The sequence below is a fragment of the Thalassomonas sp. M1454 genome (assembly GCF_007097525.1).
GTDB lineage: Bacteria > Pseudomonadota > Gammaproteobacteria > Enterobacterales > Alteromonadaceae > Thalassotalea_A.
This window is the reverse complement of sequence record NZ_VKDD01000005.1, coordinates 112,559-129,238: the sequence shown is the minus strand read 5'-3', so window position 1 is coordinate 129,238 and position 16,680 is coordinate 112,559. Positions and strand designations below refer to the sequence as shown.

At 40.2% G+C, this 16,680-nt stretch carries 11 protein-coding genes; all 11 read left to right on the top strand.

Going from position 1 to position 16,680, the window contains the following annotated elements:
• Positions 1-39 precede the first annotated feature (39 nt).
• The 11 genes from FNN08_RS12350 to FNN08_RS12300 all read left to right on the top strand — a co-directional run bounded on the left by FNN08_RS12350 (position 40) and on the right by FNN08_RS12300 (position 16,652).
• Positions 40-606 (top strand): UPF0149 family protein, encoded by a 567-nt coding sequence (locus FNN08_RS12350; protein ID WP_143586225.1) that lies wholly within the window; start codon positions 40-42, stop codon positions 604-606.
• Positions 607-634: 28 nt separating this feature from the next.
• Complete coding sequence (pepP, locus tag FNN08_RS12345) at positions 635-1,975, top strand: Xaa-Pro aminopeptidase (RefSeq protein ID WP_143586223.1); 1,341 nt, start codon at positions 635-637, stop codon at positions 1,973-1,975.
• Positions 1,976-2,010: 35 nt separating this feature from the next.
• Positions 2,011-3,207, top strand: a complete 1,197-nt coding sequence (ubiH, locus tag FNN08_RS12340; RefSeq protein WP_143586221.1) for a 2-octaprenyl-6-methoxyphenyl hydroxylase — start codon at positions 2,011-2,013, stop codon at positions 3,205-3,207.
• Positions 3,208-3,264: 57 nt separating this feature from the next.
• Complete coding sequence (locus tag FNN08_RS12335; RefSeq protein ID WP_143586219.1) at positions 3,265-4,509, top strand: FAD-dependent monooxygenase; 1,245 nt, start codon at positions 3,265-3,267, stop codon at positions 4,507-4,509.
• A 301-nt stretch (positions 4,510-4,810) separates the two neighbouring features.
• Positions 4,811-5,899, top strand: coding sequence for a glycine cleavage system aminomethyltransferase GcvT (gene gcvT, locus FNN08_RS12330; protein ID WP_143586217.1), 1,089 nt, complete (start codon positions 4,811-4,813; stop codon positions 5,897-5,899).
• Between the two features lie 171 nt (positions 5,900-6,070).
• Positions 6,071-6,460: a glycine cleavage system protein GcvH gene (gene gcvH / locus FNN08_RS12325; protein ID WP_143586215.1), complete on the top strand. Its 390-nt coding sequence runs from the start codon at positions 6,071-6,073 to the stop codon at positions 6,458-6,460.
• 126 nt (positions 6,461-6,586) lie between these two features.
• The gene (gcvP, locus tag FNN08_RS12320; RefSeq protein WP_143586213.1) at positions 6,587-9,487 is read left to right on the top strand and encodes an aminomethyl-transferring glycine dehydrogenase; all 2,901 of its coding nucleotides are present in this window, start codon (positions 6,587-6,589) and stop codon (positions 9,485-9,487) included.
• Positions 9,488-9,701: 214 nt separating this feature from the next.
• A complete protein-coding gene (locus FNN08_RS12315) occupies positions 9,702-10,772 on the top strand; it encodes an efflux RND transporter periplasmic adaptor subunit (protein WP_143586211.1) in 1,071 nt (356 codons plus the stop codon).
• A complete protein-coding gene (locus FNN08_RS12310; RefSeq protein WP_143586209.1) occupies positions 10,769-13,897 on the top strand; it encodes an efflux RND transporter permease subunit in 3,129 nt (1,042 codons plus the stop codon). The genes FNN08_RS12315 and FNN08_RS12310 overlap by 4 nt, the downstream gene beginning before the upstream one ends.
• A 105-nt stretch (positions 13,898-14,002) precedes the next feature.
• On the top strand, positions 14,003-14,422 hold the full coding sequence (locus FNN08_RS12305; protein ID WP_143586207.1) for a hypothetical protein: 420 nt from the start codon (positions 14,003-14,005) through the stop codon (positions 14,420-14,422).
• Positions 14,423-14,543: 121 nt separating this feature from the next.
• Positions 14,544-16,652, top strand: a complete 2,109-nt coding sequence (locus tag FNN08_RS12300; protein WP_143586205.1) for a TonB-dependent receptor plug domain-containing protein — start codon at positions 14,544-14,546, stop codon at positions 16,650-16,652.
• Positions 16,653-16,680 lie beyond the last annotated feature (28 nt).

The window sequence follows — 16,680 nt, the reverse complement described above, 5'->3', positions numbered from 1 at the left end:
AGGATTAACTATATTTTATATTTACTAGAAAGTGTCGAAATGGCTGAACAACAATCTTTAACTTTTGCAAACGTACAAGCAGCGTTTGGTGGTGAAAACTTTCAAGCACATGCTTCTGAAATTCACGGCGTATTAACAGGTATTATTTCATCTGGTTTTGCTTTTGAAGATGAAGGCTATTTACCGATTATTAATGACTTATTTAATAATGGTGAAGGCTTAGGTAAAAACCTTAAAGATCTTATTAAAGAAATTTACGGTAACATCTGGCAAGCAATGCTTGATGCAAACTTTACCTTTCAAATGTTAGTACCAGATGATGATGAAGCTATTGTTGAACGTGGTACTGCCTTAAGTTTGTGGGTACAAGGCTTTAATTTAGGTTTTGGTTTGCAAAAGCAAAATAAAGATAAAATGCCTGAAGAAGTTGAAGAGATCATAAGAGACTTTGCTGATATTGCTAACTTATCTAATGAGCTTGAAGAAGATGAAGAAACAGAGCAAGCCTACTTTGAAATCTTAGAGTATGTTCGTATTTCATCGCAGTTATGCTTTGCTGAGTTGGGTAACAAGCCTGAAACAGACACTAGCAAAACCATCCATTAATAAGTAACTCATACCCATAGAAATTACCATGACCAAACATACTCGAATTGATGTGGCAGAATTTGCTACGCGCCGTGAAACTTTATTAGCCCAAATGCCTGAAAATAGCGTGGCCCTTATTCCGGCTGCAAAAGAGCTAACTCGAAGCCGCGATACTGAATACCTATTTTGCCAAGATAAAGATTTTTATTATTTGTCAGGCTTTCATGAGCCAGATGCCTTATTGGTGCTAGTTAAAAACTTTGGTGATGAAAGTATTTTATTTTGTCGTGACAAAGACCCACATCAAGAAGTGTGGCATGGCCGCCGTGTAGGACCTGATGCTGCGCAAGCTGAGTTTGGCTTTGACCTCACCTATACGCTTGATGAGTTAGAGCAAGTTTTGCCTATGTACATTAATGGCAAAGACACTTTAATGTTTGCTCAAGGAGCTAATAAAGAGTTTGATGAGCTGGTTTTTGCTTGTTTAAATATTTTGCGCGGTGGCGCTAAACAAGGATTAACCGCGCCAAGCACTATTGTTGATATACGCGATCTTATCCATGAAATGCGTTTGATTAAATCACCTGCTGAAATTGCGATTATGCGCGAAGCCAATGTTATCTCTGGCAATGCTCACAAACGTGCAATGCGAGCGAGTAAACAAGGTGTTTTTGAGTATCAGCTTGAAGCTGAAATATTGCATGAGTTTGCGTTTAATGGCGCACGCTCTGCAGCCTATGGCACCATTGTTGGTGGCGGTGAAAATGCCACAATTTTGCACTATACCGACAACGAAGAAGTGCTTATGGATGGCGAGTTAGTATTGATTGATGCTGGCGCTGAACTTGCCGGTTATGCTGCTGACATCACTCGAACTTTTCCAGTAAACGGTAAGTTTACTAAGCTGCAAGCAAAAGTGTATAACCTGGTACTTGATGCGCAAATTGCCGCGTTCAATACAATTAAACCTGGCAGTAATTTTGCTATTGCCAACCAAGCAGCAAATGAAGTTTTAACCAAAGGTTTGTATGAGCTTGGTATTTTATCTGGTGATTTAGATGAGCTAATTGCCGATAAAGCTTGTAAGCAATACTTTATTCACGGTTTAGGTCACTGGTTAGGGTTAGATGTACATGACGTTGGCGATTATCAGGTCGACCATGACCGTAACCAACTACGCGCATTTGAACCAGGTATGGTGCTTACCATTGAGCCGGGTTTGTATTTTGATAGCGAAGCCGATGTGGATGAAGAGCTACAAGGCGTTGGTATCCGCATTGAAGATAATATTTTAGTAACTGAAAGCGGTTTTGAGAATTTAACGATAAATGCACCGAAATCAATTAAAGAAATTGAAAACGCGATGCGCAGCCCAAAGAAAAAGTAACAACGCCATCTTATATAAGTAGCTAAAGGCATTTTATGAGCACAGCACAACAATTTGACATTATTATTTCTGGCGCAGCATTAGCTGGCGCGAGTATGGCGCTTGCTTTATCTAAGTTGCAAAAGCCCGATGGTACATTGTTATCTATTGCTGTGGTCGAAACATTCCCGGTAAGTGACCAACTTCCTAAAAGTTATGATGCTAGAGTAATTGCATTATCACATGCGAGCGCGGCGTATTTAAACGAACTTGATGTCTGGCAACAGCTAAAACCTGATGCTATGGCGATTAAAACTATCCATATCTCTGATTGTGATTATTATGGCAAAGCGCGAATGTACGCCGAAGATTATAACGTTAGCGCACTTGGTTTTGTCAGTGAAATGCAAGCCATTGGTAATGCGATTATCTCGCCACTTAAGCAAAGTGCTAACGTAACCTTTTTTGCACCTGACAGCATAAGTGACATTAACTGGCAAAGCGAGTGTGTATCAGTTCAGCTAAGCTCAGGGCAGAGCATTCAAGCCAAGCTACTTTTAGGCTGTGATGGTGGCCAATCTATGTGTCGTAAACAAGCGAAAATAGACACCACAGAAAATGATTATCAGCAAGTTGCCATTATTGCTAATGTTACCCCTGAAAAACCACATAACAATAGAGCCTTTGAACGCTTTAGTGAGTTTGGTCCCATTGCATTATTACCGATGACAGATAACCGCTGCTCTTTAGTTTGGACGGTAAAGCCTGAACACGTTGAGCCATTACTAGCTTTATCAGATGATGAGTTTGCTACAACATTAGCCGATAAGTTTGGTCGATGGTTAGGTGATTTTAGCACGGTAGGTAAGCGTTTTTCTTTTGAGTTAAAGCTTATTCAAGCCAATGAGCAAATACATCATCGTATGGCATTACTTGGCAATGCCGCGCACTCATTACATCCTATTGCCGGGCAAGGTTTTAACTTAGGTATTCGCGATGTAGAAGCAATGGCGAAATACATTAAACAAGCACTTACTCAAAACCAAGACATAGGTAGCTACAAAGTATTAAGCGCTTATGCTCAATCACGAGAGCCTGATCATAAACAAGTAATAACCTTAACCGACTCCTTAGTGCATTTGTTTTCCAATAAGTATACTCCGTTGGTTATTGGCCGTGGTGTTGGCTTAAAAGTATTAAATTATGTGAGCCCGTTAAAGTCGGCCTTAGCACAAAAAACAATGGGTCATTAGCTAAGCTAAACCCTTATAAAAAACCATTAAATAATAGTAAAATCGAAGAGAATAATAATGCAAAACCTTGATGTTGTAATTGTTGGCGGTGGTATAGTTGGCTTAACAACGGCGTTAGCTATTCGTAAGCAAACCTCATTAACGGTTGGCCTCGTTGAAAGCCAAGCATTAAATGAATTATCTTCAGATCCTCATCTTCGAGTAAGTGCCATTAATGGTGCAAGCCAACAACTATTTACTAACCTTGGGGTTTGGCAAGACATAACTAATACTCGACTACAGCCATATAAAAGTATGCATGTGTGGGATAAAGACGGTTATGGCCATCTTGATTTTACCCAACAAGACTTCCCAAACCTTATAGCGAGCAGCAATAATAAAGAGCAAAATTTAGGTTGGATCGTTGAAAACGATGTTATTCGTAATGCTTTATGGAACAAAGCAGAGCAAGACAACGGTATTGTATTTATTACTGAAAAACTAACTAGCATTGCCATGGGCAGTAGTGAAGTATTTTTAATGATTGAAGGTCAAGCACCAGTTACGGCAAAGCTTGTTATTGGCGCGGATGGTGCAAATTCATGGGTGCGTAAGCAACTTGATATGGCGATGACTTTTCGTGACTACGATCATCATGCACTTGTTGCCTCGGTAAAGTGCAGTCAAGGCCATCAAGACACTGCTTGGCAAGTATTTTTACCTACCGGACCGTTAGCTTTTCTACCTTTATATAAGCAAGATCATTGCTCTATTGTTTGGTCACTGCCGCCTGATGAAGCGCAGCGTATAAAAAGCCTGAGCGAGGAAGAGTTTAATAAAGAAATTCTCGCAGCTAGCGATGGCAAGTTAGGACAAGTATCTTTAGTTAGCGAGCGAGCAACGTTCCCATTAACTATGCGTTTAGCTAATGAGTTTGTTAAAGACCGCGTAGTATTAGTTGGTGATGCAGCACATACTATTCATCCGCTCGCTGGGCAGGGCGTTAACCTAGGTTTAGTTGATGTATCTGCTTTAGCTCAAACTCTTGAGCAATTAGTTGAGCAAGGTAGCGACATAAGTGACAGCAAAGCGCTTGGTCATTTCAGTCGTTGGCGCAAAGCTGATGCCAGTGAAATGATCATGGCTATGGAGTCGATTAAGCAAGGCTTCTCTTTACAACAAAAACTACCTAAAGTGATCCGTGGCTTAGGTATGTCTTTGTTAAATCAGTTTTCACCTGCAAAAAAATTACTGATAAAACAAGCGCTTGGTTTTAAAGGCGAGTTACCTAAATTATCGCAAAACCAGGACGGCTTACTTTAGCTTTGTTAAATAAAGTTAATGTGTAAATATTGAACAATGAGCTAACTGCTAAAACGTAAAAAATAATTAATATTTAATTTTGTTATTTTGATTTAATTAGAATAATGTTCGGTAATTACTATTTAGTTGGTTTAATGTTTTAAAAAGTGTGTTTTTAAATTGATTCACACAAATCCTCATCGTATAATCTTGCGCAAATTTAGTTACGATTTAGTTGCCGATTGGTTACTAAAGCAGCAAAGCGTTAGCGACTATTTCCTGCTATGGAAATGCCTAACCCAACGATAAAGTGAATAACAGCATGACTAATAAAACCGTACTACACGCAAAACACCTAGAAGCCAATGCAAAGATGGTTGATTTCTACGGCTGGGAAATGCCAATTAACTATGGCTCTCAAATTGAAGAACATAATGCTGTGCGCACTGACGCCGGTATGTTTGACGTATCTCACATGACCATTGTTGATGTTAAGGGCAGTGATGCTAAAGCATTTTTACGTCGTTTGGTTATTAATGATGTAGCTAAGCTTGAAGAAGCTGGTAAAGCCCTTTACACCGGTATGTGTAATGAAGAAGGTGGTGTGATTGATGATTTGATCATTTATTTCTTCTCAAGCACGGATTACCGTTTAGTGGTTAACTCTGCAACGCGTGAAAAAGATCTTGCGTGGATCAATAAGCAAGCTCAAGGTTTTGAAGTGACCGTAACTGAACGTCCAGAGTTCGCTATGATCGCAGTACAAGGTCCACAAGCTAAAGCTAAAGTTGCTACTTTATTAGATGCAGAGCAAACTGCTGCTGTTGACGGTATGAAGCCATTCTACTCAGCCCAAGCTGGTGATTTATTTATTGCTACGACTGGTTACACTGGTGAAAACGGCTATGAAATTGCATTACCAGCAGAGCAAGCCGCAGATTTATGGCAGCAACTATTAGATGCTGGCGTGGCGCCATGTGGTTTAGGTGCTCGTGATACATTACGTTTAGAAGCGGGTATGAACCTTTACGGTTTAGATATGGATGAAACTGTTTCTCCACTTGCCGCTAACATGGCTTGGACTATTGCATGGGATGACGAGTCTCGCGACTTTATTGGCCGTGAAGTATTAACTGCACAACGAGCTGCAGGCGACGAACAAAAACTAGTTGGTTTAGTAATGGAAGCTAAAGGCGTATTACGTACTGGCTTAAAAGTAATTACTGAGCACGGCGAAGGTGTTATTACTTCTGGTACTTTCTCTCCTACATTAGGTCATTCTATTGCTATGGCTCGTGTGCCACGCGCAGTTAAATTAGAAGATACTGTACAAGTAGAAATGCGTAAGAAGCATGTTGAAGTTAAGGTTATTAGACCAAGCTTCGTACGTAATGGTAAAAAAGTTTTTTAATCTCGTTTTCAATATAAGAAAATCGAATTAAAAAATAGCGATAAAAAACAAAAAATATATTTTCATACGGTCAAATTTGACTATTATATAGACAGACAACAACCGTATGAATAAACTCTTTTGCTTAGCGTGCAAGAGTACAAAAATTAAAAACTTTTTAGGAACAAAAAAATGAGCTCAATTCCTTCAGAATTAAAATACGCAACATCACACGAATGGGTACGCAACGAAGGTGACGGTACTGTTACTGTTGGTATCACTGAACACGCACAAGGCCTTTTAGGCGACATGGTATTTGTTGAGTTACCAGAAGTTGGTGACGAAGTAAGTACTGGTGATGATGTAGCTGTTGCTGAGTCGGTAAAAGCTGCCTCTGACATCTACGCACCTGTTTCAGGTGAAATTATTGAAGTTAACGAAGACTTAGAAGATTCACCTGAGTTAGTTAACTCTGACGCATTTGGTGACGGTTGGATGTTTAAAATCAAATTGGATGACGCTAGCGAGTTAGACGCATTATTAGATGCTGAAGGCTACGAAAATTCAATTGACGAAGATTAATTGTTAATTAACAATCATTTATAAGCCTCGAACGCAGTTCGGGGCTTATTTATTTTAGCACCGAAATAGTTTAAATAAATTAAATAAACCAGTAACTCAAGTTACTGAAATTTTAGGACCTGTTGTATGTCTACTCAATCGTTGACTCAATTAGAGCAAACTGAAGATTTTATCCGTCGTCACATTGGCCCAAGTGCAGAGCAAACTGATGCAATGCTTAAAGAAATTGGTAGCGACTCTGTTGATGCTTTAATTGATGAAATCGTACCTAGCGATATTCGTTTAGCAAATTTACCTGCCATTGGCGAAAGTAAAACTGAAGTACAAGCACTTGCCGACTTAAAAGCAGTTGCGAGCTTGAACAAAGTTAATACTTCGCACATTGGTTTAGGTTACTACGGCACATTAACACCAAACGTGATTTTACGTAACGTGTTAGAAAATCCAGGCTGGTACACAGCATATACGCCGTACCAACCTGAGATCGCTCAAGGTCGTTTAGAATCATTACTTAACTACCAACAAATGTGTATCGACTTAACAGGTCTAGATTTAGCAAGTGCTTCATTACTTGATGAAGGTACTGCGGCTGCTGAAGCAATGGCTTTAGCTAAGCGTGTTTCTAAAAACAAAAAATCAAATTTATTCTTCATCGCAAGTGATGTGTTCCCACAAACTATCGACTTAGTTAAGCAACGTGCTGACATGTTTGGTTTTGACGTTGTTGTTGCTCCGGCTACGCAAGCGCCTGAGCACGATATCTTTGGTGCATTATTACAATACCCATCAGCAACAGGTGAAGTAACAGACATTACTGATTTAATTGCGAGCATTCATGCCAACAAAGGTATTGTTGCAGTTGCTGCTGATATCATGAGTTTAGTGATGCTGAAAGCGCCAGGTGAGTTAGGTGCTGATGCCGTTATTGGTTCAAGCCAACGCTTTGGTGTTCCAATGGGCTACGGTGGTCCTCATGCGGCATTCTTTACTACGTCAGATAAATACAAGCGTTCATTACCTGGTCGTATTATTGGTGTATCAAAAGATACTCGCGGTAACAACGCACTACGTATGGCGATGCAAACTCGTGAGCAACACATTCGCCGCGAAAAAGCCAACTCAAACATTTGTACTGCGCAAGTTTTATTAGCCAATATGGCAGCATTTTATGCGGTTTACCATGGCCCGAAAGGCTTAAAAGTAATCGCTGAGCGTATTCACCGTTTCACTGATATCTTAGCTTTAGGTACGGCGCAAAATGGTTTAATGGCGATGCATAACAACTACTTCGACACATTAACGTTTGATGTAGATGCTACCCAAGGTTTCAACAAAGAAGAAATCGTTGCTCGTGCATTAGCTGCAAATATTAATTTACGTGTTGATGTTGCTGGCCAAATTGGTGTTTCTCTTGATGAAACAACTAATCGTGAATCATTAAATACATTATTTGATGTATTACTTGGTAGTGGTCACGGCTTAGATGTTAGCGAATTAGATGACGCTGTTGTGGCATCAGGCATGTCTTCAATCCCTGCATCACTTGTTCGTGAATCAGAAATCTTAACGCACCCAGTATTTAACTCGTACCACTCAGAAACTGAGATGTTACGTTACATCAAAAAGCTAGAAAACAAAGATTTAGCTCTTAACCACTCAATGATCTCATTAGGCTCTTGTACCATGAAGCTTAATGCAACCGCGCAGATGATCCCGGTATCATGGCCTGAATTTGCCAATATGCATCCTTTTGCTCCAATTGAGCAAGCACAAGGTTACAAACAAATGATTGATGAGCTTGGTGATTGGTTAGTTGAATTAACTGGTTACGACAATATCTCAATGCAACCAAACTCTGGTGCACAAGGTGAGTATGCTGGATTAATTGCTATTCATAAATACCACGAGAGCCGTGGCGACAGTCACCGTAATATTTGTTTAATTCCATCTTCTGCGCACGGTACTAACCCTGCATCTGCGCAAATGGTTGGTATGAAAGTTGTTGTTACTGCTTGTGATAAAAACGGTAACGTTGATATGGATGACTTAAAGGCGAAAGCCGAAGAGCATGCAGAAAACTTAGCTTGTATCATGATCACGTACCCATCTACGCATGGTGTATACGAAACAACAATCAAAGAAATTTGTGATGTAATTCATGCTAACGGCGGTCAGGTTTACCTTGATGGCGCGAACATGAACGCACAAGTTGGTATTACTTCGCCAGGTTACATTGGCGCTGATGTATCGCACTTAAACTTACACAAAACATTCGCTATTCCACATGGTGGTGGCGGTCCAGGTATGGGTCCTATCGGCGTTAAAGCGCACTTAGCACCATTTTTACCTGATCACGCATTAGTTACCGTTAATGAAAACACTAAAGGTAACGGCTCTGTATCTGCCGCGCCATTTGGCTCAGCGGGTATTCTTTGTATTTCTTACCTTTACATTGCCTTATTAGGTAAAAAAGGTGTAACCGATGCAACTAAATACGCCATTACTAATGCCAACTACTTAGCGACTAAATTAAGCGCACACTACCCAATTTTATACTCTGATAAAAATGGCCGTGTAGCACACGAATGTATTATCGATTTACGCCCATTAAAAGCAGAATCAGGTATTACAGAAGTTGATATGGCTAAGCGTTTAATGGACTACGGTTTCCACGCGCCAACTATGTCATTCCCGGTTGCAGGTACGTTCATGATTGAGCCTACAGAGTCTGAAAGCAAAGTAGAACTTGATCGTTTTATTGAAGCAATGACAGCAATACGTGATGAAGTTCGTAAAGTTGAATCAGGTGAGTGGACAAGTGAAGATAACCCTCTTCATAATGCACCACATACGCTAGCTGATATTACTGATACATGGGATAGAGCTTACTCAATCCAAGAAGCAGTATTCCCAGTAGCGGCAGCGGCAGCAAACAAATTCTGGCCAACAGTTAACCGTATCGATGATGTATACGGCGACCGTAACTTAATTTGTTCATGTCCGCCGGTATCTACTTACGAAGATTAGTTAATTCCCGACTGACAACAAGTCGACTGATTTAAAAGCGAGCTATAAGCTCGCTTTTTTGTTTTTAAATTTTGCACATTTCAATTTTAAGGTGATACTTTAATTTATCTAAAATATTTAAATACTTAGACATAAATTCAGTGAAATTTATTGTTAGATAACTTATTCTTAATGAGAACAGTTATCATTTATATAATTAACAAGGCAGAGCCTAATGTCACGACTCATCACTTTTATTGCTTTATTGGTTACTAATATCTTTGCATATGCTGCAACTAGCCCTGTAGTTGACGTGGTTTACCCAGAAATAAGCCAGTCAAATAAAGTGCTTTCTCTTTCTGGCACCGTTGAAGCAAAACAGCATGCACGCTTAGCTCCTTTGCAATCTGGTGTGGTCGCAAGTTTGTTGGTTGATGCCGGAGATGTGGTTAGTAAAGGGCAAAAACTTATTGTGCTTGATGATAAGTTTGCGCGTATTAATGTTGAGCAAGCTCGTGCAGACTATCAAGCTGCGCAAGCCATTATGAATGAAGCGCAGCGGTTACTAGATGAAGTCGTTGAACTATCAAGCAAAAACGTTATCGAAAAAACCTTGATTGGTGAGCGTCAGTCTAATCTTGCTATTGCTAAGGCACAGTATTCTGGCGCAAAAGCAGAGCTAGCGCATCGCCAAGAAGAGTTAGCAAGACATAGTTTATTCGCGCCATTTAATGGCGTTATTGCTAGTCGAAACATTGATTTAGGTGAGTGGGTTACTCAGCAAACTTCGGTGTTTACTTTAGTTGGTGATCAGCAATTAAGAGTGAATGTTGCTGTACCCCAAGAATATTATGCAGTAATTTCAGCAGCAACTTCACAGTCTAAAGATATTAACGTTTCTGTAGTACCTGATTTTAGCCATATGAAGCCAATACAAGCTAAAGTGAGCCGTGTTGTTGCTGTCGCAGATAGTACTAGCCGGGCATTAACTGCTTGGGTAGATATTGCTGCAAATGAAGGGTTAGTGGTTGGCATGTCAACTCAGGTGCTACTTACACTGCCATCAAGTTCAACAGACGTTGTATGGTTGCCAAAGTCAGCAATTAAGTATCATCCTGATGGCGGTCGAAGTATCTTTGTTGTTGAAAATGGCGTTGCTAAAAATATGGTGATTTCAGTTGTGGAAGAGCAAAACGGTAAAGTTGCTGTGTCAGACCTTACAACAAAAAATCCAGTAATTGTTAGCGGTGTACCTGTATTAACTGTGGGCAGCAAAGTAACTATTAAACAAGGTAACAACTCATGATAGCGCAAGCCGTTAATAGAGGGATTTTAGTTACGGTTGTTGTTTTAATTAGCACCATTTTAGGTTTAGTAGCTGCGTTATCTATTCCTGTGCAAATGATCCCCGATTTAGAAGTACGTACCATTACCGTTAGAACTGGCTGGTCTGGCGCAACGCCGCAAGATGTTGAAAAAGAAATCCTGATTGAACAAGAGCGATATTTACGTGGTCTTTCGCAATTAAAACGTATGACCTCTTATGCCGAGATGGGCTCAGCAAGAATAGAGTTAGAATTTCCTTTTGGTGTTGATGAAAACGATGCATTAATCCGTGTTAATAATGCTTTAAGCCAAGTATCCTCATACCCTGAAAATGTTGACCAACCTAGGTTATTTGCCAGCTCATTTTCTGGTAATGCGTTTATGTATTTTTCATTAAAGCCACAAGAAGGCAATCCATTAAATATTGATGTTGATATGCTGCGTGACTTTGCTGAAGACTTTATCCGTCCTCGTATGGAAAGTGTTGATGGCGTATCAGAAGTAAGCGTAAGAGGCGGGGCGCAACGGCAAATACAAATTAAAGTGGATGCGAGCAAATTAGCACAGCGAGATATTAGTTTATCTGAGTTAAGAAACGCTATTCGATCACGTAATAAAGATACCTCAGCAGGTGATATCGAAAGTGGACAAAGCCGCTATTTATTGCGCGTTATTGCCCGTTTTGAAGATCTTGGCGAATTACAACAACTGATCATTAGTCGGAAAAATGGCGCCAATATTCGCTTAAACGATGTGGCCAGTGTAACGCTTGATCATTTTGAAACTCGCAGCATGTCGTTTAAAGATGGCGAGCGCACGCTCAGCCTGTCGGTTCGCCGTGAAAGTGGCTCTAATGTTTTAGCCATTAAACAAGCTATGTTACCCATTGTTGATGATATTAATCGTGACTTATTACAACAAAATGGCCTAGAGCTCCTGTTAACTAGCGATGACGTTAAATACGTTAAAAGCTCACTAGAAAATGTGTGGACCAATCTTGCCCTTGGTGCATTACTGGCAACGTTAGTGATGTATTATTTCCTACGCTCAGGTAAAGCAACTCTTGTCGGTGTATTAGGTATTCCTTTATGTACCATTGCTGCGTTTTTGGCGTTAATGGCATTTGGTCGCACCATTAATGTTATATCACTTGCTGGGGTTGCTTTTGCTATCGGTATGACCGTCGATAATACCATCGTTGTTTTAGAATCTATCGTGCAAGCAAAGCGCCGAGGTATAAGTAGGATAGAAGCCGCTATTAATGGTGTTACAGAAGTATGGCCTGCAGTACTCGCCTCAACGGCAACTACCGTTTTAGTTTTTGCGCCTATCTTGTTTGTGCAACAAGAAGCAGGGCAGCTTTATTCTGATATCGCTATTGCGATTTCAGGAGCGATTATCGCCTCAATGCTAGTGGCTATTTTTGTTGTCCCAGTTGCACTATCTCATATCACTAAAAAAGAAGATTTAAAGCAGGGTAAACAATTTGAGTTATCGAAAAAATGGTTAAGTTTAGCCAAGTACTTTACCCAAAGTATTGCTAAGGCAAGACTGTGTGCAATTAGCTTTGTTGTGGTGATATTAGGTGCGGCTTATATGCTTATGCCAGCAGCTGAATATCTACCTGAAGGAGAAGAGCCGAAAGCCTTTTCTATGATGATAGCGCCGCCTAATTATAATTTATCCGAAATGGCTAAAATAGGCGAAGAGTTAAGAGAACATTTTGATAGCTATGTCATGGCAAGTGACGAAGCTTTCCTTGCAGGTGAAACTGATATGCCACCATTAGAGTATTATTCTATGTCGGTATCGGTTGGCCGTATTTGGTTTTTAAGTGCACCGCTTGACCCTGCATATATTAATCAGATGATGGATGCCATCACTAAAAAATTTAGAAGCTATGAGAATATGCGGGCATTCTCATCACGGGGCTCTATTATCTCAAGTAACAATGGCGGCACAAGAGCTGTGGCTGTCGATATAGCCGGTAATAATATTACTGAGTTATATCAAGCGGCGGACGCGGTTTATCAACAAGCGAGTGTTGTATTTGATCAGCCTCAAATTAACTCCCAGCCAAGCTCGTTAACTCTTGACCAACCATTAATTGAAATAAAGCCCCGCTGGCAACGCCTTGCAGAACTTGGCTTTAGTAACAGTGATTTTGGTTATGCGGTTGCTGCTATGAGTGATGGCGCTTATGTGGATGAATTTATTTTAAACGATGATAAAGTCGACATCTTTTTGTTTAGTGGCGCAGGTAATGAGCAAAACCTTACCCAGCTTGCTGATACTCCATTAGTTACGCCGCAAGGTAATGTGTTGCCACTTAATGCGTTAGCGGATTTAGTCGAAAGTCAAAACAGTAATTCGGTGCGCCGTGTTGATGGTAACCGTACTGTGTCAGTTTATATTATTCCGCCAAGAAACGTTGCTTTAGAAATTGCCGAGCAAAAAGTAAGAGAAGAGCTCCTGCCAACGCTTTGGCAAGAAGGTAAAATTGCGCAAGGCATTAAAGTCAGTATTAGCGGCGCGGCTGATCAACTTGAAGCAACTCAAGCCTCACTATCGAGCAACTTTATAATCGCATTGGTTTTATGTTTCTTACTACTCGTCGCCATATTTAGTCATTGGCGTTACCCTATATTTATTTTAGCAACGGTGCCGTTAGGTATGGCAGGTGGCTTACTTGGCTTAGTTGCCGTTAATGGCATAAACGCTGTGCTTAATAGCATTGGTATGGCTAGCTTTCATTTACCGTTTGATATGATCACTATGCTTGGCTTTTTGATTTTACTTGGTACTGTGGTCAACAATCCTATCTTAATTGTTGATCAAACCCGCCGCGGTATTATCGAACAAGGCATGCAAGTTAAAGCGGCTGTGATGCAAGCTTTGGAAAAGCGCCTTAAACCTATTTTAATGTCAACGGCGACCACCATTTTTGGTTTAGCACCACTCGTACTTATTCCTGGAGAAGGTACCGAGTTATACCGAGGCGTAGGGGTTATTGTACTTAGTGGTATTTTGGTTTCTACCTTGCTTACGCTTACGTTCTTACCTGCATTGCTAGTTGCCACGTTAAAAGATAAGCAGGAGCAATAATCTATTAGGTAAAAGAGGTAAAAAACTCGTTCTTTTTACCTCTTTTGATTGTTCATAGGTAAAAAAATCTTTAATATGTCGCGCAGATGTTAATTAGAGGTTTCTATGCTTAAAGCAATTTCAAAAGTATTGGTATTAACCATGATGCTTGTCGCTTTCCTAAGCCAAGCAATGGCCTTTAATACTTCTATGCCTTGTGAAACTGCTGAAGATGAACATTTAAATGTAGTTACTACCTCGCAAAAGTTAAATTCTAATACTGCAATTGATATTGAATCTAAATATACTATTTCAGCGCATAATGACTCAATAGATCCTGATAATCATGACGATTGCTGCGGCATAGAATGTTGCGATTTAGATTGCAGCTGCATTGCCAATACGTGTAATTCCGTGGTTTATTTCAATATTAGCTTGGTAACTATTAAGACAATTACATTAGATGAAACTATGTTCTTGCCAGAGTTAGTACAACCTAATTCCGTATCAACCTCACTTTATCGCCCCCCAATTTTTACCTCATAAATAGTTTCAATTAGAGCTCGTAATAAAAATAATCGTAAATTTCGCTCTAAATTAATTGTTCCTAATTTAATAGTATTCAGCTTTTTAGGCGAGTACTAACAAGTAGTATTTAAGGTAAAAAATGTTTAAACAAAGTATAAAAATAGCCATTGCAGCATTGTTAATTCCTTCATCTGTCTATGCCAGTGAAAATGAGCATGGCAATAAAGAAGAAGCTCATCAAGAATCGAGTGAGCAACATAAAGAGCTAGACCATAAAAAACAAGATGGTCATAACGACGAGCATGAACATGAAGACGATCATGGGCATAATGACAAAAATGAAGAAGAACACGGGCATCATGACCATGACGAGGGTGGTATTGAAAGAATTCAAGTAAGCGCATCTCGGTTAGGGCGGATTGTTACCGAGTCGGCAACTCGTACCGAAATTATTAACGGTGAGGAAATCCAAGAAAAAGCTCTGATGCGCCCTGGTAATATTTCTATGCTTGTCGCTGAAACTGGTGGCGTTAGGGTACAAACAACATCACCTACATTAGGTAGTGCAAATATACGATTACAAAGTCTTTATGGCCGATATACTCAGCTATTAAGTGATGGTTTACCTTTATATGGCGGTCAAACCGCCTCCATTGGTCTTTTACAAATTCCACCGACCGACCTTGCTAATGTTGAAATCATTAAAGGCTCTGCCTCTTCGCTTTATGGTGGCTCGGCCCTTGGCGGCGTGATCAACTTAATTTCTCGCACCCCAAGCGATGAATTTGAAGGTGAAGTATTAGTTAATGCGACCTCAAAGAATGGCCAAGATGTCACATCATATTTGGCCTCCCCAATAAATGATACCTTAAGCGCATCTGTTACCGCTGGGATTCATCATCAGGAAGAAAAGGACTTAGATGATGATGGCTGGATTGATATGGCTGGTTATGAGCGTGGCACTGTTCGCCCTCGCTTTTATTGGCAAAATGACGATGGCGCTAACCTATACCTCACGCTTGGTGCTATGTCGGAGCAAAGAGATGGCGGTACAAAAGGTAATGCTACACTCCCTGATGGCAGTCAATATGCGCAAACACAAGACACACTTAGAACCGATATAGGCTTTATCTATGACCAACCTATTGGCGAAGTCATGAATATTAATGTTCGTGGTTCGGCAATGAATCAAGAGCATGAACATCAATACGGCGCTATTTTAGAAGACGACAACCACGAAAGTTACCTAATAGAGACAAGCTTATCTGCCTATGCCGATCAAACCGCTTGGTTAGTTGGTGTGGCGCTACAATCTGAAGAATTTTCTTCAGATACTTATTCTGAGTTTGATTACTCTTATGAAGTACCTGGAATATTCTCGAAATTAGATTATGAACTAAGCGATGATATTTCAATGTCATTTAGTGCTCGTGCGGATGATCATAGTGAGTACGGCACTCAAGTAAGCCCGCGTGTATCAATGTTGTACAGCCCAAATGACTGGACGTTCCGCACAGCTTACGGACAAGGGTATTACGCACCAACGCCATTTATTGAAGACATTGATGAAGTCGGCTTATCTCGTCTTGCACCATTAGATAACATAGAAGAAGAGCGTGCAACGACTGCATCACTTGATATTACCTATGCTATTGGCAGTGTTGAAAGCAGTGTCACATTTTTTGCCTCAGATATTGAAAACGTTACTGAATTAGTTGCGATTAACGGCGTTACTGACCCAATGGATAAGCAAGTTGAAATAGTTAATGCACAAGGTGAAAGTGAAATTCGTGGTGCAGAGCTATTACTGCGTTATCGTTGGCAAGATATTAAATTTACCGGAAGTTATTTATATACCGATGCAACAAAAGAAGATGATACTGGATTTGACCGTGTAGCATTAGCGCTAACACCAGAGCATTCGGCAGGTCTTGTGGTGATGAAGGAAGAGCACGGCAGTTACTTACTTGGTTTTGAAGCGTATTATACTGGTACTCAGCACCTTGAAAACAATCCATATCGCCAAAAGAGTCAGCCTTATTGGCATTTAGGATTATTAGGACAAATTACCATTGGCAAAGTAAGCTACTTTGTTAATGCTGAAAACTTACTTAATATAAGACAGACCGATGAGGATCCTTTAGTGTTACCTGAGCAAGCACCAAGCGGGCGTTGGACTACCGATATTTGGTCAAGAAATGATGGTTTTACTGTTAACGCGGGTGTGCGTTTTCAATTGGGTGGATAGAGTCATTTTGCTATTAGGAAGTTAGTCG